Annotated in this window: 25 protein-coding genes; 16 read left to right on the top strand and 9 right to left on the bottom strand. The window is 64.1% G+C overall.

Going from position 1 to position 24,789, the window contains the following annotated elements; all coding sequences use genetic code 11:
- The first annotated feature begins 59 nt into the window (after nucleotides 1-59).
- A complete protein-coding gene (locus tag JQ603_RS36745; RefSeq protein WP_212348121.1) occupies nucleotides 60-1,340 on the top strand; it encodes a phospholipid carrier-dependent glycosyltransferase in 1,281 nt (426 codons plus the stop codon).
- 63 nt (nucleotides 1,341-1,403) lie between these two features.
- Here JQ603_RS36745 and JQ603_RS36740 read toward each other — a convergent pair whose 3' ends face one another.
- Nucleotides 1,404-2,045, bottom strand: coding sequence for an OmpA family protein (locus JQ603_RS36740; protein ID WP_212348118.1), 642 nt, complete (start codon nucleotides 2,043-2,045; stop codon nucleotides 1,404-1,406).
- 480 nt (nucleotides 2,046-2,525) lie between these two features.
- Between JQ603_RS36740 and JQ603_RS36735 the strand changes: the two genes are divergently transcribed.
- The 3 genes from JQ603_RS36735 (at nucleotide 2,526) to JQ603_RS36725 (ending at nucleotide 4,427) form a co-directional block, all read left to right on the top strand.
- Nucleotides 2,526-2,771 carry a hypothetical protein gene (locus tag JQ603_RS36735; protein WP_212348115.1) on the top strand — a complete coding sequence of 82 codons (246 nt, stop codon included), beginning with the start codon at nucleotides 2,526-2,528 and terminating at the stop codon, nucleotides 2,769-2,771.
- A gap of 121 nt (nucleotides 2,772-2,892) precedes the next feature.
- Entirely contained in the window at nucleotides 2,893-3,147 is a 255-nt protein-coding gene (locus tag JQ603_RS36730) for a hypothetical protein (RefSeq protein WP_212348112.1), read from the top strand.
- Between the two features lie 116 nt (nucleotides 3,148-3,263).
- Nucleotides 3,264-4,427, top strand: coding sequence for a winged helix-turn-helix domain-containing protein (locus JQ603_RS36725; protein ID WP_212348109.1), 1,164 nt, complete (start codon nucleotides 3,264-3,266; stop codon nucleotides 4,425-4,427).
- A 428-nt stretch (nucleotides 4,428-4,855) separates the two neighbouring features.
- On the opposite strand, the gene JQ603_RS36720 is transcribed toward JQ603_RS36725, so the two are convergent.
- The 4 genes from JQ603_RS36720 to JQ603_RS36705 all read right to left on the bottom strand — a co-directional run bounded on the left by JQ603_RS36720 (nucleotide 4,856) and on the right by JQ603_RS36705 (nucleotide 6,478).
- Nucleotides 4,856-5,170, bottom strand: a complete 315-nt coding sequence (locus tag JQ603_RS36720) for a hypothetical protein (protein WP_212348106.1) — start codon at nucleotides 5,168-5,170, stop codon at nucleotides 4,856-4,858.
- Nucleotides 5,171-5,178: 8 nt separating this feature from the next.
- Nucleotides 5,179-5,469: a hypothetical protein gene (locus tag JQ603_RS36715; protein ID WP_212348103.1), complete on the bottom strand. Its 291-nt coding sequence runs from the start codon at nucleotides 5,467-5,469 to the stop codon at nucleotides 5,179-5,181.
- A 76-nt stretch (nucleotides 5,470-5,545) separates the two neighbouring features.
- Complete coding sequence (locus JQ603_RS36710; RefSeq protein ID WP_212348100.1) at nucleotides 5,546-5,896, bottom strand: hypothetical protein; 351 nt, start codon at nucleotides 5,894-5,896, stop codon at nucleotides 5,546-5,548.
- Between the two features lie 153 nt (nucleotides 5,897-6,049).
- Nucleotides 6,050-6,478 (bottom strand): DUF2809 domain-containing protein, encoded by a 429-nt coding sequence (locus JQ603_RS36705; RefSeq protein WP_212348202.1) that lies wholly within the window; start codon nucleotides 6,476-6,478, stop codon nucleotides 6,050-6,052.
- A gap of 80 nt (nucleotides 6,479-6,558) precedes the next feature.
- Here JQ603_RS36705 and JQ603_RS36700 point away from each other — a divergent pair, with 80 nt between their 5' ends.
- The 10 genes from JQ603_RS36700 (at nucleotide 6,559) to JQ603_RS36655 (ending at nucleotide 20,799) form a co-directional block, all read left to right on the top strand.
- The gene (locus JQ603_RS36700) at nucleotides 6,559-7,890 is read left to right on the top strand and encodes an MFS transporter (RefSeq protein ID WP_212348097.1); all 1,332 of its coding nucleotides are present in this window, start codon (nucleotides 6,559-6,561) and stop codon (nucleotides 7,888-7,890) included.
- Nucleotides 7,891-8,203: 313 nt separating this feature from the next.
- Nucleotides 8,204-9,310 (top strand): efflux RND transporter periplasmic adaptor subunit, encoded by a 1,107-nt coding sequence (locus JQ603_RS36695; RefSeq protein WP_212348094.1) that lies wholly within the window; start codon nucleotides 8,204-8,206, stop codon nucleotides 9,308-9,310.
- Between the two features lie 178 nt (nucleotides 9,311-9,488).
- On the top strand, nucleotides 9,489-12,626 hold the full coding sequence (locus JQ603_RS36690; RefSeq protein WP_212348092.1) for an efflux RND transporter permease subunit: 3,138 nt from the start codon (nucleotides 9,489-9,491) through the stop codon (nucleotides 12,624-12,626).
- Nucleotides 12,627-12,659: 33 nt separating this feature from the next.
- A complete protein-coding gene (locus JQ603_RS36685; protein ID WP_211409571.1) occupies nucleotides 12,660-13,259 on the top strand; it encodes a TetR/AcrR family transcriptional regulator in 600 nt (199 codons plus the stop codon).
- 137 nt (nucleotides 13,260-13,396) lie between these two features.
- Nucleotides 13,397-14,020, top strand: a complete 624-nt coding sequence (locus JQ603_RS36680) for a flavin reductase family protein (protein WP_212348089.1) — start codon at nucleotides 13,397-13,399, stop codon at nucleotides 14,018-14,020.
- Nucleotides 14,021-14,306: 286 nt separating this feature from the next.
- Nucleotides 14,307-16,574, top strand: coding sequence for an acyl-CoA dehydrogenase (locus tag JQ603_RS36675; protein ID WP_212348086.1), 2,268 nt, complete (start codon nucleotides 14,307-14,309; stop codon nucleotides 16,572-16,574).
- The gene (locus JQ603_RS36670) at nucleotides 16,574-17,857 is read left to right on the top strand and encodes an acetyl-CoA C-acetyltransferase (protein ID WP_212348083.1); all 1,284 of its coding nucleotides are present in this window, start codon (nucleotides 16,574-16,576) and stop codon (nucleotides 17,855-17,857) included. Before JQ603_RS36675 ends, JQ603_RS36670 begins: the two co-directional genes overlap by 1 nt.
- A gap of 2 nt (nucleotides 17,858-17,859) precedes the next feature.
- Nucleotides 17,860-19,956: a 3-hydroxyacyl-CoA dehydrogenase NAD-binding domain-containing protein gene (locus JQ603_RS36665; RefSeq protein ID WP_212348080.1), complete on the top strand. Its 2,097-nt coding sequence runs from the start codon at nucleotides 17,860-17,862 to the stop codon at nucleotides 19,954-19,956.
- A 21-nt stretch (nucleotides 19,957-19,977) separates the two neighbouring features.
- The gene (locus JQ603_RS36660; RefSeq protein ID WP_212348078.1) at nucleotides 19,978-20,388 is read left to right on the top strand and encodes an acyl-CoA thioesterase; all 411 of its coding nucleotides are present in this window, start codon (nucleotides 19,978-19,980) and stop codon (nucleotides 20,386-20,388) included.
- Between the two features lie 219 nt (nucleotides 20,389-20,607).
- Entirely contained in the window at nucleotides 20,608-20,799 is a 192-nt protein-coding gene (locus tag JQ603_RS36655) for a hypothetical protein (protein WP_212348075.1), read from the top strand.
- 225 nt (nucleotides 20,800-21,024) lie between these two features.
- On the opposite strand, the gene JQ603_RS38480 is transcribed toward JQ603_RS36655, so the two are convergent.
- Entirely contained in the window at nucleotides 21,025-21,420 is a 396-nt protein-coding gene (locus tag JQ603_RS38480) for a DUF4440 domain-containing protein (protein WP_018645287.1), read from the bottom strand.
- Nucleotides 21,421-21,754: 334 nt separating this feature from the next.
- On the bottom strand, nucleotides 21,755-22,207 hold the full coding sequence (locus JQ603_RS36645) for a nuclear transport factor 2 family protein (protein WP_212348072.1): 453 nt from the start codon (nucleotides 22,205-22,207) through the stop codon (nucleotides 21,755-21,757).
- 154 nt (nucleotides 22,208-22,361) lie between these two features.
- Between JQ603_RS36645 and JQ603_RS36640 the strand changes: the two genes are divergently transcribed.
- Entirely contained in the window at nucleotides 22,362-23,048 is a 687-nt protein-coding gene (locus tag JQ603_RS36640) for an HAD family hydrolase (protein WP_212348069.1), read from the top strand.
- 107 nt (nucleotides 23,049-23,155) lie between these two features.
- Nucleotides 23,156-24,001 carry a DeoR/GlpR family DNA-binding transcription regulator gene (locus JQ603_RS36635; RefSeq protein ID WP_211409579.1) on the top strand — a complete coding sequence of 282 codons (846 nt, stop codon included), beginning with the start codon at nucleotides 23,156-23,158 and terminating at the stop codon, nucleotides 23,999-24,001.
- A gap of 4 nt (nucleotides 24,002-24,005) precedes the next feature.
- Here JQ603_RS36635 and JQ603_RS36630 read toward each other — a convergent pair whose 3' ends face one another.
- Together JQ603_RS36630 and JQ603_RS36625 are read right to left on the bottom strand one after the other, a co-directional pair.
- Entirely contained in the window at nucleotides 24,006-24,431 is a 426-nt protein-coding gene (locus JQ603_RS36630) for a type II toxin-antitoxin system VapC family toxin (protein WP_212348066.1), read from the bottom strand.
- Entirely contained in the window at nucleotides 24,428-24,712 is a 285-nt protein-coding gene (locus tag JQ603_RS36625) for a type II toxin-antitoxin system Phd/YefM family antitoxin (protein WP_212348063.1), read from the bottom strand. Before JQ603_RS36625 ends, JQ603_RS36630 begins: the two co-directional genes overlap by 4 nt.
- Nucleotides 24,713-24,789: the final 77 nt, after the last annotated feature.

Below are 24,789 nucleotides of genomic sequence, written 5' to 3'. Positions count from 1 at the left end.
TTTTTGCCCGCGGTGACGCAAATTTGCCACGCAAAACATCCCCAGAAGTGCCGATCAAATTGCCTGCGGTTCCGAAGGTGTCGCGGAGCGCAGTGATTGCTGTCGCGATTTTCCTGATCGCGCATCTGGCGCTGCTGATCGGTCTCGCCGCGCCGGAAAAATTCGTCTTCGACGAGGTGCATTACGTACCGGCCGCACGGCAGATGCTGGCGCCCGCGATGTCGCAGCCGATGCTCAATCCGATGCATCCACCACTGGCCAAGGAGCTGATCGCGGCGTCGATCGCGACCTTCGGCGACAACGCGTTTGCCTGGCGCTATCCCGGGGCATTGTTTGGCGCACTCGCCATCGTCGCAATCTATCTCTGCGGCCTCGCGCTGTTCGCCGCGCAAGGGCCGGCGATCGCCGCCGCGCTGATCGCGGCGTTCAACCAGATGATCTACGTGCAGGCGCGCATCGCGATGCTCGACATCTTTGCGCTCGGCTTCGGTCTGCTCGCGACCGCCGCCTTCATGCATGGCTTCCGCAAAGAGCGGCCGCATTCGCTGTTCGCATTCGCGGGCTGCCTGTTCGGCCTTGCCGCGGCCTGCAAATGGAGCGGCCTGTTTCCGCTCGGCGTCTGCATCGCCATCGTCGCGGCGATCCGCCTGATGCAGGGCTGGCGCACGCTGTTCGCCGACGCAAGGCCGGACGATTGGTATCGGCCCGACCTCTGGCCGGACTTCAAGGCGCTCCATGTCGCGCTTTGCTTCGCCGTGCTGCCGGCGATGACCTATCTCGCCGCGTTCGTTCCGCTCTACGGATTGTCGCTGCCGGATCTGGTCGAGGCGCAACGCCGGATCTTTGCCGACAACACCACGACTGCGATCGCCGGGCACACCTATATGAGCTCGTGGCCGTCCTGGCCGCTGCTTGCGCGCCCGGTCTGGTTTCTGTTCGACAAGACGGCGGAGGACAATATCTCCGCGATCGTCTGCCTCGGCAATCCACTGGTGTTGTGGCCGGCCCTGCTCGCGCTCGCCGTCGTGCTGCGCGATTTCATCGTCATGCGCCGGTGGGATGCGTTCCTGATCGCGGCGTTCTACTTCGGCCCGTGGCTTGCCTGGGCGCTGCTGCCGCGCACGCTGGGATTCATCTACTACTACCTGCCGGCCGCGACCGCGGCTTCGCTTGCGCTGGTCTACGTCTTGCGCCGGGGCGGCCTGCCGGGCTGGCTGCTGTGGGCCTATGTCGGTGTCGCCGCGATCGGCTTTGTCGTCATGCTGCCGATCTCGGCGGCCTTCATCGGCACGTCGATGCAGACGTTCAATCGGCTGATGCTGTTCCAGAGCTGGATCTGACAACAGAAAGCCGCCTGCCGTTCGAGCGGCAGGCGGCTTGCTGGCCGGCAGTTGCTTATCAGATCATTTCGACGCGGTCTTGGTGTCCATGTTCACGACCTGGACGCGGCGGTTGATCGGGTCGGCGCCGTTGGCAATATCCTTCAGCTTGGTCTTGCCGTAGCCGACGGTGACGAGATCGGTGCCGTTGAGGCCGTAGTTCTGCACCAGGTACTTCTTGATGGTGTCGGCACGCCGTTCGGAGAGGCCCTGGTTGTACTCTTCGCCGCCGATCGCATCGGTGTGGCCGGCCACCACGAAGGTCGAGCCCTTGAGCGCCGGATCGGACAGCGCCTTGCCGAGCGCCTGCACCGACGGCACCGAGGTCTTGGCGATGTCGGCCGAGTTGTAGTCGAACTGGATCTCCAGATCGATCTTCGGCTTGGTCGCAGCTAACTCGGCGATCTGCTCGCGCTCGCCCATCGAGAGCGAGCGGGTCGAGCGGTTGCGCACCGTGTTCAGGAACGTCGCTTCCTTGGCTTGCGTGGCCGTATCGGCCTGCGGACCGACGGACAGGCCGCGGGTCAGCGGCTTCGGCTTCAGCGCGTCAAGGATCTTGTCGGTCGAGACGTTGTTGTCGCCGGCCAGAGCCAGGCCCGCCGTCATCGACAGCGCCGCGGAGAGAGTGATCGCCTTCAGTCCAAAAAACTTATCAAAACGGGTCATTGTCGTATTCCTCGCTGTACGCCTGATGGCGATTTGATGCTGCGAGCATAGGGGAGGTTCAAAAGCCAAAGTGTGATCCTGGTCACGGTGGAAATGGCAGCTTCCGTGGCGATCCCGGCGCGTTTTGCGGCGGTTCGGCTGCGGGAAGCAGGCGGCCAGTGCTCAGCTCCCCGAACCGCCACGGTGGGTGAACTGCGATTGTCGTGCCCGCTCCGCGCGCGGGTTCGGGGCGCCGCAGCTTTGGCGTGATCCGGATCACTTTGGGTCTGGTTCGCTTGCAGAAACCTGCGCACACCGATCGTCGCAAAGCCGTCGCCGCCCCGCCTGCTCGCGAACAAGAAATCGGCCAGATGCACGCCTAGCAGGATTCCTCGCCACCAACCGCAGACGAGGGGAGCCGAGTACCGTCCCGTGCCGAGGCCGAGTGAGTACCAGTTCTATCGCAGTGGTCCGCCGGATCGGACTGTGTCCCTGAGCTCCATGCCCATCTATATCGGCGCGGCGATGATCGCGCTGGCGATCCTGCTGTCGACGCTGGTCACGAGCCTCACCTCGCGCTATGTCGGCCTCGAAACGCCGAACGACGAAAACATGTGGCTGGTCGACCGTCTCACCGGCAGCGTCTATCGCTGCCAGGCCGAAGGGCGCGGCAGGGCGTCGTGTGAGCCGGACGTCGCCACAGGCAGTCTCGGCGGCCGGTCCGGGGCGACGAAGGAAAGCCGCTGACCGCGTCTGCCTTCGCGCTGCAGCAAGAAAATTGTCTTCTCTGCGAAACGTCTGCGCGAGAGAATACGTAATTGCGAAGGCCGGCATGACGCCGGTTTCGTTTTACGGAGGAGACTTTTTGATGAAGACCTTGCTCACGGCTGCAGCCTTTGTCGCGTTTACTCTTTCGCTGTCTCCCGCATCCGCCGCCATGATGGCGTGCACCAAGGATAACATGATGAAGACCGCCGCCACGATGGGCGGCACCCCCGACACGCCGGCCAAGATGGCAGCCAACAAGGAAATGGCGATGGCCAACACCGACATGAGCAACGGCAAGATGAAGAGCGCCTGTGCGCACTACATGAAGTCGCAGAAGGCGATGTCGATGAAGTAGGGGCGCCGCGCGCCATCCGGCCGCGCTGTCAGCAGATGGCAGCGCGGCTTTTTCTTTGACCGCTGCTTTGTCCCGTTCTTTCTCTTGGCGCGAATCCCGCTACATTGTGTCCTGCAATGTCCCGCGCGCCCAAACCTCTCCCGCTTACCACGACACAGGCCCGGCAGATCTGGTTACGCGCCCAGCGGCTGGATGAGCGCACGCCGTTCGGCAAGGGTGCGCAGGCCGTCGCCGATGCGGTCTCCCATCTCGGCTATGTGCAGATCGACACCATCAACGTCATCGAGCGCTGCCACCACCACATCCTGTACAGCCGTATCCCGTCCTATCGCCGCGCCGATCTGCGCCAGGCCCAGAGTATCGACAAAAGCGTGTTCGAATACTGGACCCATGCGCTCTCCTACGTGCCGGCCGGCGACTTCCGCTTCTTTCTTCCTGCGATGCGCGAGCATCGCCGCGAAGGGCACAAATGGTACGCCTCGGTCAAGCCTGTCGACACACGCAAGGTGATGCGGCTGCTGCGCGCCGGTCCGCTGACGATCCGCGACATCGAGGACGACGTACTCACCGAGAAGGAGCACCTCTGGCAGAGCCGCAAGCCCTCGAAGCGCGCCTTGCAGCTCGCCTTCTACACCGGCGTTGCGACCATCAGCGAGCGCCAGGGCATGCTCAAGACCTATGAGCTGATGACGCGCCATTTCGGCTGGGACAAGCTGCCGAAGCCGGCCTCGAACAAGGACATCACGGCCTATCTGCTCGATCGCGCGCTCCGCTCGCAAGGCGTCGTCAGCCTGGATTCGATCTGCCACCTCGATGCGCCGCGCAAGAAGGCGGTCGCGGGCCTGATCGCCGCGCGCGTCCGCCGCGGCGAGCTCGTGCCTCTCGCGATCGACGGGGCCGGCAAGCAGGAGCATTGGGCGCAGCCGGCGGCGCTGGAAGCGAACGGCGAGGTGTCGCCCGATCTCGTCCACATCCTCTCGCCGTTCGATCCCCTGATCATCCAGCGCAAGCGCACCAGCCTCATCTTCGGCTACAACCATCTGTTCGAGGCCTATGTGCCGAAGGCCAAGCGCAAGCTCGGCTATTTCGCGCTGCCGGTGCTGGTCGGCGACGAGATCGTCGCCGCGCTCGACCTCAAGACCGACCGGCAGGCGAAGAAGCTCCTGATGCAGAAATGGACCTGGGTCGGGCAGGGCAAGAAGACGGCGGGACGCAAGGAGCTGAAGCGTGTGATCGAGGAGGAGCTCGATCGCTTCGAACGGTTTCAGCTGGCGGAGTGAGTGCAGATTGTAGGGTGGATTAGCGAAGCGTAATCCACCACCGTTTGTCTCCTCGGAAGCTCACGAGGCGATATTGGCATAGCTGCAACAGCATCGCGTCAAATGTGTCGGCGTCGAGGGCGGGCGGTGGCTACCACCAGCCTGTCGTCGCCGCACTGGGGGCAAGAGTAGTTGTAGTGTGTCAGCCGGCTCAGATCGGGACGCTTACACTACGGGTCATGCGTCTCATTGCGAAGAGATTCGTGCACTATCACCGAAATTACAACGACGGGAGCGACGTGGGCCATACAACATGCACCGAAAACCGCGCCACGTCGATTTGGTGCGCTGTCAACGTAATTCCTCCTTCAGAATCTCTATTCGCGACCTGTCAGGTCCAGTACTGGGAGCTGGAGTTACAAGGCTCAGTTCGCCGACGACACATCGTGTCAAGCTGCAAAATTCTCATCGACGAACATCTCAGCGAACGTTTGAGCGCCGAGAGTCACGCCGTTAGTCCGAGCGATCTCGCAATTTCTGACCCAGATACCGCGAATTTTTGATGGCATGTCGAGAGGCATATGAACGGCGGCGGCGACTGCTTCGTGCCAAGTTCCACCGCCCCCATAGATTGCTTGCAATTTAGGAGCCATTTTATCGAGGTTCTGCTGATCGACTTGGGGGAGCTCATCGATTGCTCTCAATACATAGAGCTCAAGAAGGCGAAGCAATGGTTTTCCCTCATAGCGACGGCTGTCAGACATGCCGCCTCCTAGGCGTCGTTGATAGCGTAGTCTATCACCCGTTGACAGACTTCAGAAGGCGTTGGCTTTTGCTCCAATGAAGCCAACCAATCCTCAACAAAATCCTGCGCAACGCTGATTTCAAGAAAGTATCTCAAGCCGGCGCGCAAAGCCTCCGACGGAGTTCCTCCCGCATCCGGCTCACGGGCCACCATTGCCTCAGACTTAGGCGTCCACGGCTCCGAAGCATAGATGGTCGCCTCGCTATCCAGCGAGGATAGCCTGGAGACAACGTCGTCCAGTCTCATCACTTGAACCATATTGAGGCCCCGTAGGGTGGATTAGCGAAGCGTAATCCACCACCTTTCGTCTCCTCAGCACTGTTACCGCAATTGCTCAGTCCACCGCATTTAGCAGTTCGTGCAGACTGGCTGCTTGGGGGGCATTTAGAACGACGCTCTCATCGGCAACATAGGTCAACTTGAACCGCCCCCCTTCATCGTCGATCGTTCGCGCTCCGTCGAGTGCCGCTAGAAGTCCAAAAAGTGCTTCATGCACTGCAATTGCAATGACATCGTTGACGTGCTTGGCCTCTTCAGTTTGCAAAGTGTTGTACCATTCCGAGCGAATGCGCTCTTGAAGTGGTACCCGCCTGCCCGGGGGGGCTTTGAGATTGGCTATCGTGTCAGCGATCGCGGCATCTCGCACGTGGTGCTTGATAGCCTCAACGAACTTTTCGCTATTCACCCTGCTCTCCCTATTTCAAGAACGCATCCGGATACATCTATTTATTCAGGCCCCGTAGGGCGGATTAGCGAAGCGTAATCCACCACTGCTCGTATCCGCAGGGACAGAAGCGGTGGGTTACGCCAGCGGACTGCGCTTCGCGCAGCCGCAAGGCTAACCCACCCTACGAAGTTGGCCGAGCTGATCGATCCAAACGCCGAACGCAATCCCCACAGCATACGCCACAAGATTCCACAGCGAGAATATCCGCCCCAGGAGCAGCGCGCCGGCCGTCGTCAGCCGGAACGCATCGAGCCACGGTACATGCACCAGCCGAGAGAATTCCACGACGACCGCGATCACCGCCGCGATGGCTGCGATCTGCGTCCGCGTCCTCCGTGGCAGCAATACCCCGACCAGCAAGAACACCATCGTGGCCCATAGCAGCGAGCCGCCGTACTTGACCACGAAGGCGGGGAGACCGAGCGGGAAGCCATACCAGCGCAGGGACAGCCCGCAGACGATCACGACCAGCGCGAGGGCGGCGCGGACCAGCGATGTCCGCAGCGGCGCAGCAGGTTTATCCGGCTGCGTCCCGTGCATTGCTTGTTCCATTGACTCTTCGCCCGCGATGCTGAAAACCCCGGATCAGCCCATAAAAGCAACAACCCCGGGGGGAAGCCATGAGCCAGACCACGACCTATGCCGGTTCCGCCGGCGCTACCAAGAGCGAGATCGAGACCTCGACGATCCGCGCCATCTCCTGGCGCCTGATTCCGTTCCTGGTGCTGGCCTACTTCTTCTCCTATCTCGACCGCGTCAATCTCGGCTTCGCCGCGCTGACCATGAATGCGGAGCTGAAGTTCACGCCGCTGATCTTCTCCTGGGGCGCCGGCATCTTCTTCATCGGCTATTTCATCTTCGAGGTGCCGAGCAATCTGGCGCTGGAGAAGTTCGGCGCCAGCCGCTGGATCGCCCGCATCATGGTGACCTGGGGCATCATCTCGGCGCTGATGGCGATGGTCAGCGGCGTGACCAGCTTCTACGTCCTGCGCTTCCTGCTCGGTGTCGCCGAAGCAGGCTTCTTTCCCGGCATCATCCTCTATCTCACCTATTGGTATCCGGCCGAATATCGCGCCCGCTTCCTCGCGGCCTTCGCCATCGCCGTGCCGGTCTCGACCGTGATCGGCGCGCCGATCTCGGGCCTGTTGCTCGGGCTCGACGGCATGATGGGACTGAAGGGCTGGCAGTGGCTGTTCATCATCGAGGGCATCCCCTCGGTGCTGCTCGGCATCGTCACCTGGTTCTATCTCACCGACAAGCCGGAGAAGGCGGACTGGCTCTCGGCCGAGCAGAAGGCCTGGCTCAAGGCGAAGCTCGATTCCGAAATCGCGGCCAAGCAGGCGGTGAAGCATCTCTCGCTCGGCGAGGCGCTGTCCTCGCCCAAGGTGATCGCGCTCAGCCTGATCTATTTCGGCTTCGTCGGCGCGCTCTACGGCATGCAGTTCTGGCTGCCGCAGATCGTCAAGGCCTTCGGCCTCACCAACGCGCAGACCGGCTTCGTCACCGCGATCCCGTATCTGTTCGGCACCATCGCCATGATCCTGTGGGCGCGGCATTCCGATGCCACGCGCGAGCGGGTGAAGCATGTCGGTGCGCCGCTGCTGCTCACCGCGGTCGCGCTCGGCATCTCCTCCTATCTCACCGATCCCACGGCGACGATGGTGGCGCTGACGGTCGCCGCAATCGGCGTGTTCTGCTGCTTCGGCGTGTTCTGGACCCTGCCGACCGCCTGGCTCTCCGGCACAGCCGCGGCCGGCGCCATCGCGCTGATCAACTCCATCGGCAACCTCGCCGGCTTCGGCGGTCCGTATCTGATCGGCTGGGTCAAGGAAGCGACGGGGCAGACCTCGACCGGCCTGCTCGTCCTCGCCGTGCTGCCGCTGCTCGCCGGCATCCTGGTGTTTGTGGGCGGCCACGACACCAAGCACGAGTTTGCCGAGCAGGGGCGGTAGAGCCGCGCAAACGGTCCCGTAGGGTGGGCAAAGCGCAGCGTGCCCACCAGACCGTTATTGCTCAAATGAGAGATGGTGGGCACGGCGCTACGCGCCTTTGCCCACCCTACGGCATCTCGCCTGAGGCTTCGGATTGCGCTGCGCTCCATCCGGGTTGCGGGCCTTAGCCCGCCCTACAATCACACCGCCCTGCAACCATCCTCCAATCCTTACCACCCCTTAACGATCACGCTTTCCTGATGACTGACGATTATTGACTTTTATCAGTGATTAGTCGACATTCCTCTCATTGCAGCCGCAGGAGTGTCCTCCGATGTTCGTCCGGTCCGTTTTGTCCAGCTATTCCAAGCTTTTGGCGGGTGTGTCGCTGGCCCTGATGGCCGCCGCCCTGGCCGGGTGCAATGACACCGTCGCCGAAAAGGCCGAGCCGCCGCGGCCGGTTCTGGTGGCGACCGCCCATTATGATGCCGAGACCCCGGAGCGCAGCTTCGTCGGCACCGTCCGGCCCCGGATCGAGAGCGATCTCGGCTTCCGTGTCGCCGGCAAGGTCGCCAAGCGCCTGGTGGAAGTCGGCCAGACCGTCGAAATCGGCCAGCCGCTGGCCACCCTCGACGAGGTCGACCTGAAGCTCCAGGCCGAGCAGGCCCTGGCTGAACAGACCGCCGCGACCGGCGTGCTGGCCCAGGCCGCCGCCGCCGAGCAGCGCGCCAAGGACCTCAAGGCCAAGGGCTGGACCACCGACGCGCAGATGGATTCGAGCCGGGCTTCCGCCGACGAGGCCCGCGCCCGCCTGAACCGCGCCGAGCGCGCGCTCGAGCTGAGCAAGAATTCCCTTTCCTACGCGACGCTCGTTGCCGACGCCCGTGGCGTCGTCACCGCAACGCTGATCGAGCCCGGCCAGGTGGTCGCCGCGGGCCAAGCTTCGATCCGTGTCGCCCGCTTTGCCGAGAAGGAAGCGGTCGTCGCGATCCCTGAGACGCTGGTTGGACGCGCCAAGTCGGGCGTCGCCAGCGTCACTCTTTGGTCGGAGCCGGACAAGAAGTACGCAGCGAAGCTGCGCGAGATCGCGCCGGCGGCGGATCCCGCCACCCGCACCTATCTCGCAAAATTCTCGCTGCCCGAGGCCGACGACAAGGTCGCACTGGGCATGACCGCGACGCTGACGCTGTCGGACGCCGCCACCGAGCGCGTCGCGCGGCTGCCGCTGTCGGCGCTGTTCAACGAAGGCGGCAAGCCCTCTTTTTACGTCGTCGACGAGAACGGCGGCGTCACGCTCAAGCCGGTGACGGTGAAGTCCTATGAGAGCAACGACGTCGTCATCACCGGCGGTGTCGAGGAGGGCGCCAAGATCGTCGCCCTCGGCGTGCAGAAGCTCGATCCGGGCCAGCGAGTCCGGGTGGTGTCGTCCCTGTCTTTCTAGGTTTTTTACAAGTTACGTCGTGTGAGGTGAGTTTCGGCCTTTGTCCCTAAGCAAAGGCTGAAGCGGCGAAGCGATCCAGAACCTGCCCAGCCCCCTGGATTGCTTCGCTGCCTCGCAACGACGGTTTGAACAGAGCGGCTGTCGTTGTTTGCAACTGGATCGTCTTTCGGAGAGTGCGATGAAGCGCTTCAACCTTTCGGCCTGGGCCGTCAGCCATCCGACGCTGGTTCTCTTCCTGATGCTCATCCTCGGCGTCGCCGGCTTCTTCTCCTATGAGAAGCTCGGCCGCGCCGAGGATCCGTTCTTCACGGTGAAGGTGGTCAACGTCTCCGTGATCTGGCCCGGCGCGACCGCGCAGGAGATGCAGACCCAGGTCGCCGATCCCATCGAGAAGAAGATCCAGGAGCTGCCCTATTTCGAGAAGGTGCAGACCTACTCCAAGCCCGCCTTCACCGCGCTGCAGGTCACCTTCCGCGACAACACGCCGCCGAAGGACGTGCCCTATCTCTTCTATCTCCTGCGCAAGAAGCTGGTCGACGTGCAGGGCCAGTTGCCCTCCGGCATCCTGGGCCCCGTCGTCAACGACGAGTTCTCCGACGTCGATTCCATCCTCTACATGATGACCGGCGACGGCGCCGACTATGCCCAGCTCAAGAAGGTCTCCGAAGGTTTCCGCCAGCGCCTGCTGAAGGTGCCCGGCGTCACCAAGGTCGACGTCTACGGCAACCAGGATGAGCGCATCTTCGTCGAGTTCAGCCACGCCAAGCTCGCCACCCTCGGCATCACGCCGCAGGCGCTGTTCGATTCTCTCGCCAAGCAGAACAATGTGACCCCGGCCGGCACGGTCGAGACCTCTTCGCAGCGCGTGCCGCTGCGCGTCACCGGCGCGCTCGACGGCGCCAAGGCCGTCGCCGAGACTCCGGTCGAGAGCAACGGCCGCGTGTTCCGCTTAGGGGATATCGCCACCGTCACCCATGGCTATGTCGATCCGCCGAGCTTCGTCGTGCGCCAGGAAGGCAAGGCCGCCATCGGCATCGGTGTCGTCACCGCCAAGGGCGCCAACATCCTCGAGCTCGGCAAGGAGGTCGAGAAGGCGACCGCCGAGTTCATGAAGGCCGTGCCGCAGGGCATCGACGTCAAGCTGATCGCCGACCAGCCCAAGGTGGTCGAGCATGCCGTCGGCGAGTTCGTGCATTCCTTCATGGAAGCGCTCGTCATCGTGCTGTTCGTTTCGTTCCTGGCGCTCGGCTGGCGCACCGGCATCGTGGTCGCGCTGTCCGTGCCGCTGGTGCTCGGCATCGTCTTCATCGTCATGAACACGATGTCGCTTGACCTGCACCGCATCACGCTCGGCGCGCTGATCATCGCGCTCGGCCTGCTCGTCGACGACGCCATCATCGCGGTCGAGATGATGGTGGTGAAGATGGAGCAGGGCTGGGATCGCATGCGGGCGGCGTCCTTTGCCTGGGAATCAACTGCGTTTCCGATGCTCACGGGAACGCTGGTCACGGCCGCTGGCTTCCTCCCCATCGGCTTTGCCAATTCCGCGGTCGGCGAATATGCCGGCAGCATCTTCTGGATCGTGGCGATCGCGCTGGTCGCCTCCTGGTTCGTGGCGGTGATCTTCACGCCCTATATCGGCGTCAAGCTGCTGCCTGAGATGAAGGCGCACCACAACCACGATCCGCACGCGGTCTACGAGACCCGCATGTACCGGGGCCTGCGCGCCATCGTGCAATGGTGCGTCAACCACCGCATCACCGTGGTGGTCGCGACCGTCGGCGTCTTCATCGCCTCGATCGTCGGCTTCGGCCATGTCCAGCAGCAGTTCTTCCCGCTGTCGGAGCGGCCCGAGCTGTTCCTGCAGCTGCGCCTGCCCGAGGGCACCGCCTTCAACGTCACCGAGAAGTCGGTGAAGAAGGCCGAGACGCTGCTGAAGGACGACAAGGACATCGAGACCTATACGTCCTATGTCGGCCAGGGTTCGCCGCGCTTCTGGCTCGGCCTCAACCCGCAGTTGCCGAACGAGGCCTTCGCCGAGATCGTCATCGTCGCCAAGGGCGTCGAGGCGCGCGAGCGCATCAAGGCCAAGATCGAGGGCGCGGCTGCCAATGGCTTCCTGTCCGAGGCGCGCGTGCGCGTCGACCGCTTCAATTTCGGCCCGCCCGTCGGCTTCCCCGTCCAGTTCCGCGTGATTGGCCCCGATGCCAACAAGGTGCGCGAGATCGCCTACCAGGTCCGCGACGTCATGCGGCAGAACAAGAGCGTCAAGGACGTCCAGCTCGACTGGAACGAGCAGTCGCCTTACCTCAAGCTCGTCGTCGATCAGGATCGCGCCCGCGCCATGGGCCTGACCCCGCAGGACGTCTCGCAGGCGCTGGCGATGCTGATCTCGGGCTCGCAGGTCACGACCGTGCGCGACGGCATCGAGAAGGTCGGCGTGGTCGCCCGTGCGATCCCGTCCGAGCGCCTCGACCTCGGCGGCGTCGGCGACCTCACCATCACCTCGCGCAACGGCGTCGTCGTGCCGCTGCAGCAGATCGCCAAGATCGAGTATGCCCACGAGGAGCCGATCATGTGGCGGCGTAACCGCGACATGGCGATCACCGTGCGCTCCGACGTCGTCGACGGCGTGCAGGCGCCCGACGTGACCAACCAGATCACGCCGAAGCTGAAGGCGATCAAGGACCATCTCGAGCCGGCCTACCGGATCGAGGCAGGCGGTGCGTTCGAGGAATCCGCCAAGGGCAATGCCTCGATCTTCATCCTCTTCCCGGTGATGGTCATGGTGATGCTGACGCTGCTGATGATCCAGCTGCAGAGCTTCTCGCGCCTGATCCTAGTGTTCCTGACCGCGCCGCTCGGCATCGTCGGCGCCTCCTTGGGCCTCAACGTCGCCAACGCCCCGTTCGGCTTCGTGGCGCTGCTCGGCCTGATCGCGCTCGCCGGCATGATCATGCGCAACACGGTCATCCTGGTCGACCAGATCGAGACCGACGTCAGCCATGGCCTGACCCGCCGCGAGGCGATCGTGGAGGCGACCGTCCGCCGGGCCCGTCCGGTGGTGCTGACGGCGCTCGCCGCCATCCTGGCCATGATCCCGCTGTCGCGCTCGGCCTTCTGGGGCCCGATGGCGATCACCATCATGGGCGGCCTGTTTGTCGCGACGTTCCTGACGCTCCTGTACCTGCCGGGCCTCTATGCCCTGTGGTTCCGCAAGAGCCTGGACGAGGCGGGCACCCCCGAGCAGCCTGCCGCGCCGCAGCATGGGAGCGATGACCAGCGTGCAATTCCGCTTGCCGAAGCGGCTGAATAGATGAGAAGACTGCTGACCAGCGAGTCCTGACTGATGGCCCTTGTTTCGGAACATATCGAAGTCGACACCCGGGATCGCATCCTCGAGGTGGCCGAACGGCTGTTCCGTCAGATCGGCTACCAGAAGACCACGGTCGGCGACATCGCCAAGGAGCTCAGGATGAGCCCCGCCAACGTCTATCGCTTCTTCGAATCGAAGAAGGCGATTCACCAGGCGGTGGCGCGAGGCCTGATGGGCGAGGTCGAGCTGGAGGCGCAGCGGATCGTGACCCGGCCGGGTCCGGTACTCCCGCGCTTCCGCGAGCTGCTCACCACCATCCACCGCATGAACACCGAGCGCTATGTCGGCGACAACAAGCTGCACGAGATGGTCGCGATCGCGATGGAGGAGGACTGGGACGTCTGCGTCGCCCATATGGAGTGCATCGCCGGCGTCATCGGCCAGATGATCGCGCAAGGTGTCGCCTCCGGCGAGTTCGAGGCGCCGGACCTGCAACTGGCCTCGCTGTGCGCCTGCACCGCGATGATCCGCTTCTTCCACCCCCAGATGATCGCCCAGTGCGCCACCAAGCCGGGCCCGACCATCGACCAGATGATCGATTTCGTCATCGCGGGTCTGTCGCCGCGCCACTGACGGGCAGGCGGGTTTCTTCCTATAAGCTGCTTCGCAGTCATTCCGGGGCGGTCCGCAGGACCGAACCCGGAATCTCGAGATTCCGGGTTCGATGCTTTGCATCGCCCCGGAATGACGGATAGCGGAGAAGCAAGCGCGTGACCGATAAAGACCTTTACTTCTACGAGCCCTCCAAGGGGCATGGCCTCAAGCACGATCCCTTCAACGCCATCATCGCGCCGCGCCCGATCGGCTGGATCTCCTCGCGTGACACCAAGGGCCACGTCAACCTCGCGCCCTACAGCTTCTTCAACGCGTTCTGCTACGTGCCGCCGATCATCGGCTTCTCCTCCACCAACTGGAAGGACACGGTGTCGAACATGGAGCAGACCCGGGAGTTCGTCTGGAATCTGACGACCATGGATCTCGCCAAGCACATGAACGCGACCGCCGCGCATGTCGCCCCCGAGGTCGACGAGTTCAAGCTCGCGGGCCTCACCGCAGTGCCCGGCAAGCTGGTCAACGTGCCGCGGGTGGCTGAGAGCCCCGTCGCCTTCGAGTGCAAGGTGTCCGACATCGTTCGCCTCAAGGGCGCCGACGGCAAGGAGGCCGACGCCTGGCTGACGCTGGGCGAGGTCGTCGCCGTCCACATCGACAAGGCCATGATCAAGGACGGCGTCTACCAGACCGCCGCCGCCCGCCCGATCGTCCGCGCCGGCCGCCGCGGCGATTATTTCGAGATCAAGCCGGAAAACATGTTCGAGATGGTCAGGCCGGATTGATCTGGCGCCTCTCTCTCCACACGTCATTCCGGGGCGACGCACAGCGTCGAGCCCGGAATCCATTCATCGACTAACGCCGCCGCACGATGGATTCCGGGCTCGCGCCTGTCGGCGCGCCCCGGAATGACGCTTCCCCCTCCCGGAACTGCCACCACGCCCCGGCCGTTATGGCCTGGGCGGCCGCCCGGCCGCGTCAATTCGCTTCGATTTGCCCGCGAAGTGTTCACGCACCCCGGTCACTTTCCGCTAAAATGCCCTGTCACCGCGCCGATGCATGAGGTCCGCCATGAGCTTCCGCCGCGACACCATCACAAAGCCGATCTTCTCCTGGGCGCGTGGCGTGCTGCCGGCGATGTCCGACACCGAGCGCGAGGCGCTGGAGGCGGGCGACGTCTGGTGGGATGCCGATCTCTTCACCGGCGATCCCGACTGGTCGAAATTGCTGAAAATCGCGCCGGCCAGATTGACCGACGAGGAGCAGGCCTTCCTGAGCGGCCCGGTCGACGAGCTCTGCGCCATGCTCGACGAGTGGAAGATCTTCTGGGAATGGCGCGACCTGCCGCAGGACGTCTGGCACTTCGTCAAGCGCGAAAAGTTCTTCGGCATGATCATTCCGAAGGAGTTCGGCGGTCTCGGCTTCTCGCCCTACGCGCATTCGGAAGTGGTGCGCAAGATCTCGACCCGCTCGATCGCTGCCGCCGTCACGGTGATGGTGCCGAACTCGCTCGGCCCCGGCGAGCTCCTGATGCGCTTCGGCACCAGGGAGCAGCAGGAGCGCTGGCTGCCGCGCCTTGCCGACGGCCGCGACATTCCCTGCTTCGGCCTGACCAGCCCCGAGGCCGGCTCGGATGCCGCCTCGATGGTCGACACCGGCATCATCTGCAAGGGCAATTTCGAAGGCCGCGAGGTGGTCGGTCTCCGCCTCAACTGGCACAAGCGCTACATCACGCTCGGCCCCGTCGCGACGCTGCTCGGTCTCGCCTTCAAGGCCTATGATCCCGATCATCTCGTCGGCGATCAGGAAGAGCTCGGCATCACCGTGGCGCTGATCCCGACGAACTTGCCCGGCGTCGAGATCGGCCAGCGCCATCTGCCCTCGATGCAGGTGTTCCAGAACGGCCCGAACTGGGGCCGCGACGTCTTCATCCCGCTCGACTACGTCATCGGCGGCAAGGAGCGCCTTGGCCAGGGCTGGAAGATGCTGATGACCGCGCTCGCCGCCGGCCGCGGCATCTCGCTGCCGTCGCTGTCCGCGGCCGGCGCCGCCTATGCCGCACGCACCACCGGCGCCTATGCCCGCATCCGCGAGCAGTTCGGCATCTCCATCTCCAAGTTCGAGGGCGTCGAGGAGCCGCTCGCGCGCATCGTCGCCACCGCCTATCAGCTCGATGCCGCACGCCGTCTGACTTGTGCGGCGTTGAATTCCGGCATTCATCCCGCCGTCATCTCCGGCATCATGAAGCTGCACGCGACCGAGCGGATGCGCACCGCCGTCGATGACGCCATGGACATTCACGGCGGCAAGGCCGTGATCGACGGTCCGCAAAACTACCTTGGCAATCTGCATCGCGCCGTGCCCGTCGGCATCACGGTCGAGGGCGCCAACATCCTTACCCGCAACCTGATCGTGTTCGGGCAGGGCGCCATCCGCGCCCATCCCTATCTGCTCGACGAGATGAACGCGCTGGCGGACACCGATCGCGAGCGTGGGCTCACCGCCTTCGACGCGGCATTCTGGAAGCATGTCGGCCACAGTTTTCAGACGCTGTTCCGCGCCTTCGGCCGGAGCTGGACGTTTGGCGCTTTCGCAATGGCGCCCGATGCCGGCGATGCCACGCCATTCTACCGCCAGCTCTCGCGCTATTCGGCGGCCTTCGCGCTCTGCGCCGACATGGCGCTGCTGACGCTCGGCGGTGCGCTCAAGCGCAAGGAGATGCTGTCGGCACGCTTCGGCGACATTCTCTCCGAACTGTATCTGCTCTCGGCCGTCCTGAAGCGCTGGCAGGACGAGGGCCGGCAGAAAGAGGATTTTGCCGCGCTGGAATGGTGCATGGCGACCGGCTTCAAGACCATCGAGAACCGGCTTGCCGAAATCCTCGCCAATCTGCCCAACCGCTTCGTCGCCGGCTTCCTCAAGCTCGTGGTCCAGCCCTTCGGCGCGCGCGTGCTCGGCCCGTCCGACCGCGTCGTGCACCAATGTGCAGGTCTCGTGCTGGAGCCGTCGGCAGCGCGCGAACGGCTCACACCGGATCTTGCTGATGTCGATGACGACGGCGGCTTTGCCCGGCTGGAGCGCGCGTTCAAGCTGGTCGCGGCGGCCGACGCCATTGCCAAGCGCCTGCGCTCGGCTCATATCCGAGACTGGAAAGACGCCGTCGCGAAGGGCGTGATCACGCAGGCCGAAGGCGAGCAGCTTGCGGCGGCTCACGAAGCCGTCACAAAAGTCATCGAAGTCGACGATTTTGCACCGGAGGCGCTGTCGCCGATTTACAGGAAAGCCGGCGACGTGCATCAGTTCTTCCAGGAACTCGGTGAGCAGAGGGCGGCAAGCTGATGGCACGACCGGTTTTCATCGTCGACGGCAGCCGGACGCCGTTTCTGAAGGCACGCTCGGGGCCGGGCCCGTTCACGCCGGTCGATCTGGCCGTGCAATGCGGACGGCCGCTGCTGGCGCGCCAGCCGTTTTCGCCTGATGATTTCGACCAGGTCATCCTCGGCTGCGTCAACGTCATCGCCGACGAGATGAACCCGGCTCGTGTCGCCGCGCTCCGGCTCGGCATGGGCGAGGACATGGTTGCCTTCACCGTGCAGATCAATTGCGGCTCGGGCATGCAGTCGATCGACACTGCCTATCGCTACATCCGCGAAGGCCATGCCGACATGATCCTGGCCGGCGGCACGGAGGCGCTGAGCCACGCGCCGCTGGTCTGGCCGAATTCCGGCGTGCGCTGGTTTGCGGGGCTCGCCACCGCCAAGGGCGTGGCGGCAAAGCTCGCCGCCGCGTTCAAGCTGCGGCCACGTTATCTCAAGCCGATCATCGGCCTCGAGCGCGGGCTGACCGATCCCGTTACCGACCTGAACATGGGCCAGACCGCCGAGGTCGTCGGCCATCTCTTCGGCATCACCCGAGCACAGTCGGACGCCTATGCGGCCGAGAGTCACCGCCGGCTCGCGCATGCGCAAGGCGCGGGTTTTCTGAAGGGCGAGGTCGAGACCGCGTTCTCCCGTGACGGCAAGTTCTTCGACCATGACGACGGTGCGCGGCCGGACTCGACGGCCGAGTCTCTCGCAAAACTGAGGCCGGTGTTCGAACGTCCCTGGGGCCAGGTCACCGCCGGCAATTCCTCGCAGATCACCGATGGCGCATCCTGGGTGATCCTCGCTTCCGACGCGGCGGTGGCCAAGCACAAGCTGGAGCCAAAGGCTGTCATCGTCGACAGCCATTGGGCCGCGCTCGATCCCAGCATCATGGGCCTCGGTCCGGTGATGTCGGCGACACCGCTGCTCCAGCGCAACGACCTCACCATCAAGGACGTCGAGACCTGGGAGCTGAACGAGGCGTTCGCGACGCAGGTGCTCGGCTGTCTCGCCGCCTGGAACGATGACAAATTCTGCCGCGAGATCCTGGGGCTCGACGGCGCCGCCGGCGAGATCGACCGTGAAAAGCTCAACGTCGATGGCGGCGCGATCTCGCTCGGCCATCCCGTCGGCACCTCCGGCAACCGCATCGTGCTGCATCTCGTCAATGCGATGAAGCGGCTCGGCACGCGGCGCGGCGTTGCCACCGAATGCATCGGCGGCGGGCTCGGCGGCGCCATGCTGATCGAGGCGGTGTGACCATGGATTCCAAGATCATGACCGCGCTCGGCGATCACGTCCTCACGCTCGGGCCGCAACCTGCGACCGATGGTCCATACAAGCATTTCAAGCTGACGCGCGATGCCGACGGCGTTGCCTGGCTGCTGTTCGACCGTGACGGCGCCAGCGCCAACACGCTGTCCTCGGACGTGATGGAGGAGTTCGACGCCGCGCTCGCGGCGATCGAAACCGAGCGTCCCGCGGGCCTCGTGATCCGTTCGGCAAAACCGTCCGGCTTCATCGCCGGTGCCGACGTCAACGAATTCCGCGGCGCATCCGACCCTGAAGTGGTCGAGACACGTATCCGCGCCGCGCATGCGGTGGTCGATCATCTGGAAGCGCTAAAACTGCCGACGGTCGCGGTCATCCATGGCTTCTGTCTCGGCGGCGGCCTCGAGGTCGCACTGGCCTGTCAGGCACGCATCGCGATCGACGGCGCGCGCTTCGGCTTCCCGGAGGTGATGCTGGGCCTGCATCCCGGCCTCGGCGGCACTGCGCGCTTCACTGCGCTCGTCAACCCGACGCAGTCGATGGCGCTGATGCTGACCGGCCGCACCATCGATGCACGCCGCGCCAAATCGCTCGGCCTCGTCGACACCGTGACGCAGGAGCGCCACGTCCGTGGTGCCGTGAAAGACGTGTTGTTTGGCCGGCTGAAGCGGGCCAAGCCCGGCCTGCTGACCCGCGCGGCCAATCTCGGACCGGTGCGCGGACTGCTGGCCAAGCGCATGCGTGCAGAGGCGGCGAAGGCCGCATCCCGCGAGCACTACCCCGCGCCTTACGCGCTGATCGATCTCTGGGAGACCCATGGCGGCAGCAAGGCCGCGATGCTGAAGGCCGAGCAGGCCTCATTCGCCAAGCTGATGGTGACGCCGACGGCGCAGAACCTGATCCGCGTGTTCTTCCTGCGCGAGCAGATGAAGAAGGCGGCAGGCTCCGGCAACACGGTGAAGCATGTCCATGTCATCGGCGCCGGCGCCATGGGCGGCGACATCGCGGGGTGGTGTGCGGGGCAGGGGGTGCGCGTCTCGCTGGCCGACATGAAGGCGGAGCCGATCGCCGGCGCGGTGAAGCGCGCCGCCGACCTCTACGGCAAGATCATCCGCAAGCCCACCGACGTGCGCGACGCGCTCGATCGCCTGATCCCCGACATGGACGGCGAGGGCGTCCGCAACGCCGATCTCATCATCGAGGCGGTGCCGGAAAAGCTCGAGCTGAAGCAAAAGGTCTATGCCGGCCTCGAGCCCCGAATGAAGCCGGGCGCGATCCTCGCGACCAATACATCGAGCATTCCGCTGCAGGATCTGCGCACCACGCTGGCGCGACCGGAGCGGCTGGTCGGCCTGCATTTCTTCAATCCGGTGTCGCGGTTGCAACTGGTGGAGGTCGTCAGTCATGACGGCAATGACGCGCAGGTGCTGAAAGACGCGCTCGCCTTCGTCGGTGCGATCGATCGCCTGCCGCTGTCCGTGAAGAGCTCGCCCGGCTTCCTCGTCAACCGCGCGCTGACGCCGTACATGCTCGAAGCCATGGTGATGCTGGACGAGAAGACCGACCAGCGCCTGATCGACGCCGCGGCCGAGCAGTTCGGCATGCCGATGGGGCCGATCGAGCTCGCCGACCAGGTCGGGCTCGACATCTGCCTCGACGTCGGCGACATGCTGCGCACCAAGTTCGGTGACCTGCTGCCGCCGACGCCGGCCTGGCTGCGCGAGAAGGTGGCCAAGGGCGAGCTCGGCCGCAAGACCGGCAAGGGCTTCTACACCTGGAAGGACGGCAAGGCGGAGAAGGCGCCGTTGCCGGAGACCGGCCCGCGCGTCACCGACCAGATGATCGACCGCCTGGTGCTGCCGATGTCGAATGTCTGCGTCGCGGCGCTTCGTGAGGGCATCGTCGATGACGCCGATGCGGTCGATGGGGCCATGATCTTCGGCACGGGTTATGCACCGTTCCGCGGCGGTCCGCTGAACTATGCGCGCACGCGCGGCGCGGAAAACATTGTATCCACCCTGCGTGCGCTGGCGGAGCGATTCGGCGAGCGCTTCGCGCCCGATCCGGGTTGGGACAATTTCAAGTGAGCAATCGCAAGTGAGCGAGGCATGAACGAACAGGCGAACACTGGGCCGAGCGGCGATCTCTGCATCCGCACGCTGGCGATGCCGGCCGATACCAACGCGAACGGCGACATCTTCGGCGGCTGGCTGCTCAGCCAGATGGACGTCGGCGGCGGCGTGTTTGCGTCAAAGGTCGCGAAGTCGCGCACCGTCACGGTCGCGATCGAGGCGATGAATTTTCGCAAAGCCGTCTATGTCGGCGATCTCGTCTCCGTCTACGCCAACCTCGTGCGTGTGGGGCGCACCTCGATGACCGTGCATCTGGAAGCCTGGGCATTGCGGCGCGGGGAGGAGCATCCGTTTCTCGTCACCGATGGCAATTTCACCTACGTCTCGATCGACGAACATGGTCGCCCGCAGGCGGTTCGTTCGGGCGACGCTGTCATCGCGACGTAATCGCGCGCGACGCTCTGTCTCGTCTCACGAAAACTTGCAGCACACGAAACGCGGCGCGCGCGAGTCGTCGCGTCGCGGCTTTGCCAAGAACGGGTCATAAAACGGATGAGGTCCCGGCGTACTGATTTGCAGGTCGATTCGGGGTGGAAACCGGTTGATTTGCCCTAGGAACCAAAGGGCAGAGATGCCGTTATCTGCCCGCACTGAGGATCTACGGGCATGCCGGATAGCTACATCATCGAAGTGAATTCAGAGACCGCGGGCATCGTCGTTCGCGGTCAGGGCGGTTACTGCTTCTTCGCCTCGTCTCACCTGTTCAATCGCCTCGAAGGCCAGCTCTTCCGCAACGCACGCGAAGCCGAGCGCGCCGCGCGCAGGCTGTTGAATGGCGATGTGAAGGAGGCGGCGTAAGTAAGCGCCTGCCGCGGGTAATTTCTGACGCGCGAAGCGTGGTCGGAATTTTTTGCAGCCCCTTCCTTCTCCCCTTGTGGGAGAAGGTGGCGCGAAGCGCCGGATGAGGGGTCTGCTTCCGCAAATTCAACTGTGAGAGGTCAATCGCGGAGAGAGACCCCTCATCCGTCTCGCCGCGTTGCGGCGAGCCACCCTCTCCCACAAGGGGAGAGGGTAAGAACTTCATCACAACTTCGTCGCGGAGCGGGACAACAGCTTCCAATCGTCGCCCTGCTTCAGCCAGTTCATCAGGATGTGAAGGCTGTTTGCCACTTTCTGTCCGCCGGTCATCATCTCGGCCAGCCAGTGGAAGCGTACGATCGCGGCGGGACCGACGATCTTGATGGTTGGATCCTTGTACGTAATCGACAGGAACTCGGTCTTGCCGTCGGTGGCGTTGGCGATGAAAGCCGCCTTGTCCTCGAGGAAGCCGCTGGAATGGCTGTAGCTCAAATCGTCCGCGCACAGCGCGCCGAGCGCCTTCGGATCGGCCGCGATCTGGGCGAGGCGAAATGCCTCGACGTTCTTTGCCACCGCCTCGTAGTCCGTCGTGGCAGCATGATCGCGATTCAGTGTCATCATATCCTCCGTCCCTTGATCTTGCGCCCACTGTTGCAGCCGCACTTGATTTTGTCGAGCGTCAGGTCGCAATACGCTGCATTGCGCCAGGCAGCGCGATTTCTGACACGCGAAGCGTGGTCGGAATTTTTTGCCGCCCTTGATGCCGCTGCACTTTCTTCTCCCCTCATGTCCGCCGAAGCCCTGGCGAAGGCGGATGTGGGAGAAGGTCGCATAGGCCGCCTTCGGCGGCCGTGCCTTAAGAGAACGCCGAAGCAAAGCTCCGGCGTTTTTAAGAACGGCGGCCAAAGGCCGCCTATGCCACCCTCTCCCACAGGGGGAGAGGGTGAGAACGTCATCACAACTTCGTCGCGGCCCGCGACAAGAGCTTCCACTCGTCGCCCTGCTTCTGCCAGTTCATCAGGATGTGAAGGTTGGTCGATACTTTTTTCCCATCGGCTGCCATCTCCTGTTCTCCCAGCCAGTGGAAGCGCACGATGGCGGCGGGGCCGACGACCTTGATGGTCGGGTCCTTGTATTCGATCGACAGGAACTTTGATTTGCCGTCGGTGGCGTTGGTGATGAAGGTCGCCTTGTCCTCGACCTTGCCGCTGGAATGGCTGTAGCTCAGATCGTCCCAGCACAGCGCGCCGAGCGCCTTCGGGTCGGCCGCGATCTGGGCGAGGCGGAAGGCCTCGACCTTCTTCGCCACGGCGTCCTCGTCTGCTGAAGCGGCCAGCGCCGATGTGGTGAGAGCGAGCGCGGAAACCGCCAGAGTCGAGAGAGCCAGATCGCGTCGGTTGATCGTCATCGTTTCCTCCTTTTTGGTCTTGGCGAGAGTGTTGCAGCCGCGCGCGCCTTTGTCGAGTGTCGCATTGTCGTCATGTGGATGCGTCATTGCGCGATCGGGGCCGTATTGATACGTCTCGCGCATCGATGCATCGCACATTTGGGAAAGTACGGAAATGATCGAGGCGAAAAGGGAGAAGATGGGCCGGGCGTTGCTGTTCGATATCGACGGCACGTTGGCAGACACGGACCCCCTTCATCGCGAGGCATTCCATCGCGTGTTCGCGCCGCGCGGTCATGTCGTCGATGACGAGCGCTTCAAGCGCGAGCTCCAGGGCTTTTCCAACGTGTCGATCGGCGAGCGATTTCTGCCCGACGAATCGCCGGAACGGCGCCTCGCGATCCTCGACGAGAAGGAGACGATCTTTCGCGACCTGGTGGCTGGGCAGATCGTGCCGCTGCAGGGCCTGATGGCGCTGCTCGACCGGGCCGACAGCGCCGGCATTCCCATGGTGGCCGTGACCAACGCGCCGCGTCTCAACGCCGAGCTGCTGCTCTCCGGCCTCGGCATCACGCACCGTTTCAAGGCGCTCGTGATCGGTGCCGAGCTGCCGCACGGCAAGCCGCATCCGCTGCCCTATCAGGAAGGCTTGCGCTTCGTCGGCGCCAGCGCGCAAGCCTCGATCGCGTTCGAGGATTCCCGCACCGGCATTGAGTCGGCGACGGCCGCCGGTATCCCGACCATCGGGATGCGCACCACTCTCAGCCATGCTGACCTTGTTGCCGCCGGCGCGGTCGCTTCCGCGAGCGCCTACGACGATCCGGACCTGCTCGCGCGTCTTGCCGCCGCCATGACTTGGTAAGAAATGGCGTGGTGAGGGCCCTTCGTCCGTTAACCGTGATTGGCGCCCGCATTGACCGAAGGCGCGAACCGCCGCACCATGCATCATTCTGATTTGAGGGCGTTGCCGTGACCGGATTGACCCATCGCCAAGCCGAAATCCTCAACATCGCGCGCGCGTCCGGCCGTGTCATGGTCGAGGAGCTCGCGCGCCGGTTCGAGGTCTCGGCGCAGACCATCCGCAAGGATCTCAACGATCTCTGCGAGCGGAGATCGCTGACCCGCATCCACGGCGGCGCCATCATCGCCTCCGGCGTCGAGAACCTCGCCTATGAGGCGCGCCGCTTCGTCGCCGCCGACGAGAAGAAGGCGATCGGGGCTGCGGCCGCCTCGTTGATCCCGAACGGCTGCTCGCTCTTCATCAACATCGGCACCACGACGGAGGAGGTCGCGAGCGCGCTGACCTCGCATGAGGATCTGCTCGTCATCACCAACAACCTCAACGTCGCGATGCTGCTGTACCGCCATCCGCGCATCGAGGTGGTGGTCGCCGGCGGCACGGTGCGGCGCGCCGATGGCGCCGTGGTCGGCTCGACCGCGACGCAGCTGATCGGCCAGTTCAAGGTCGACTACGCCATCATCGGGGCGTCCGCGATCGACGAGGAGGGCGCGCTGCTCGACTTCGACTATCGCGAGGTGCAGGTGGCGCAGGCCATCATCGCCAATGCCCGCAGCGTCATGCTGGTCGCCGATTCGACAAAGCTCCGCCGCAGCGCACCGGTGCGCATCGCCCACATCACCCAGATCCAGACCTTCGTCACCGACCAGGAGCTGCCCGAGCGCCTCGCCACCATCTGCCACAGCAAGGGCATCGAGGTGGTCGAGGCGATGCCGAAGGGGGCCGACATCGATGATCCGCAGGCCGATGCCCAGGATGCAGCACCGGAAGCCGCACCGGTGGTGCGGCTGAGATAGGGTCCTATACGTCGTCCCACGGATTGAGCAGCGGGACGCCGAACGTCGCAAAATCCTTTACATTGCGCGTTACCAGCGTGAGGCTGTTTGCGAGCGCGGTCGCCGCAAAGAAGCCGTCCATCACTGACAACGCAACGCCGCTCCTGCGGCTCTGAGCCATCAGATCGCCCCAGCGCTCCGCCACCGCATGGTCGATCGGTAGGACTCGTTCGGCAAACCGCGCCGGCAGATCGTGGGCAAGCCAGGCGGCCAGCGCGGTGCGCCGGCGGCCATCCTCCAGCAATGCGATGCCGCGGCGAAGCTCCGCGATAGAGGCGACGCTGATGAACGCGCGATCCTCATCGACCGTATCGAGCCATGCCAGAACTTTCGGCGAAGGTGCGGGCCGCTGAATCTCCGAGAGCACGTTGGTGTCGAGCAACAGGTTCACGGCATTTCGTCGCGTGGTGCGTCGTGCACGCGTTCAAGGTCGAGGTCGGCGCCGCGCAGCGGCGAGGCCAGCAGAAATTCGGCGAGCGTGCCTTTGCGTGCGGTCTTGCGCGCCCATTCCTCGGCGGAAACGACCACCGCGTTGGGCTTGCCGTGTCGGGTGATGACCTGCGGGCCAGCTTGGGCGCGGTCGATCACCTCGGACAGCCGCGCCTTGGCGTTGGCGAGCGTCCAGGTGTCATCAGTCGGAAGTGCGTCGGGTGCAGTGTTTCGGTCGGCCATGCAAGCTGAAAACCAATATGACTATTATGACTATAATTCTGTGAATTGGATCATTCAAGGGCGCTGCTGCTTCTCGA

The organism is Bradyrhizobium liaoningense, assembly GCF_018130825.1.
In the GTDB taxonomy this organism is placed as follows: Bacteria; Pseudomonadota; Alphaproteobacteria; order Rhizobiales; family Xanthobacteraceae; genus Bradyrhizobium; species Bradyrhizobium liaoningense_B.
This window is presented reverse-complemented; position numbering and strand designations above follow the sequence as displayed.

Bases quoted from the DNA above. Each gene is read 5' to 3' on its own strand.
- JQ603_RS36730 (WP_212348112.1), top strand. From the start codon at position 2,893: ATGAAGACCTTGCTCACGGCTGCAGCCTTTGTCGCGTTTACTCTTTCG.
- JQ603_RS36705 (WP_212348202.1), bottom strand. From the start codon at position 6,478: ATGCACGGGACGCAGCCGGATAAACCTGCTGCGCCGCTGCGGACATCG.
- JQ603_RS36625 (WP_212348063.1), bottom strand. From the start codon at position 24,712: ATGGCCGACCGAAACACTGCACCCGACGCACTTCCGACTGATGACACC.
- JQ603_RS36660 (WP_212348078.1), top strand. From the start codon at position 19,978: ATGAACGAACAGGCGAACACTGGGCCGAGCGGCGATCTCTGCATCCGC.
- JQ603_RS36675 (WP_212348086.1), top strand. From the start codon at position 14,307: ATGAGCTTCCGCCGCGACACCATCACAAAGCCGATCTTCTCCTGGGCG.
- JQ603_RS36685 (WP_211409571.1), top strand. From the start codon at position 12,660: ATGGCCCTTGTTTCGGAACATATCGAAGTCGACACCCGGGATCGCATC.
- JQ603_RS36655 (WP_212348075.1), top strand. From the start codon at position 20,608: ATGCCGGATAGCTACATCATCGAAGTGAATTCAGAGACCGCGGGCATC.
- JQ603_RS38480 (WP_018645287.1), bottom strand. From the start codon at position 21,420: ATGATGACACTGAATCGCGATCATGCTGCCACGACGGACTACGAGGCG.
- JQ603_RS36725 (WP_212348109.1), top strand. From the start codon at position 3,264: ATGTCCCGCGCGCCCAAACCTCTCCCGCTTACCACGACACAGGCCCGG.
- JQ603_RS36670 (WP_212348083.1), top strand. From the start codon at position 16,574: ATGGCACGACCGGTTTTCATCGTCGACGGCAGCCGGACGCCGTTTCTG.
- JQ603_RS36735 (WP_212348115.1), top strand. From the start codon at position 2,526: ATGCCCATCTATATCGGCGCGGCGATGATCGCGCTGGCGATCCTGCTG.
- JQ603_RS36640 (WP_212348069.1), top strand. From the start codon at position 22,362: ATGATCGAGGCGAAAAGGGAGAAGATGGGCCGGGCGTTGCTGTTCGAT.
- JQ603_RS36700 (WP_212348097.1), top strand. From the start codon at position 6,559: ATGAGCCAGACCACGACCTATGCCGGTTCCGCCGGCGCTACCAAGAGC.
- JQ603_RS36740 (WP_212348118.1), bottom strand. From the start codon at position 2,045: ATGACCCGTTTTGATAAGTTTTTTGGACTGAAGGCGATCACTCTCTCC.
- JQ603_RS36665 (WP_212348080.1), top strand. From the start codon at position 17,860: ATGGATTCCAAGATCATGACCGCGCTCGGCGATCACGTCCTCACGCTC.
- JQ603_RS36720 (WP_212348106.1), bottom strand. From the start codon at position 5,170: ATGTCTGACAGCCGTCGCTATGAGGGAAAACCATTGCTTCGCCTTCTT.
- JQ603_RS36715 (WP_212348103.1), bottom strand. From the start codon at position 5,469: ATGGTTCAAGTGATGAGACTGGACGACGTTGTCTCCAGGCTATCCTCG.
- JQ603_RS36695 (WP_212348094.1), top strand. From the start codon at position 8,204: ATGTTCGTCCGGTCCGTTTTGTCCAGCTATTCCAAGCTTTTGGCGGGT.
- JQ603_RS36645 (WP_212348072.1), bottom strand. From the start codon at position 22,207: ATGACGATCAACCGACGCGATCTGGCTCTCTCGACTCTGGCGGTTTCC.
- JQ603_RS36690 (WP_212348092.1), top strand. From the start codon at position 9,489: ATGAAGCGCTTCAACCTTTCGGCCTGGGCCGTCAGCCATCCGACGCTG.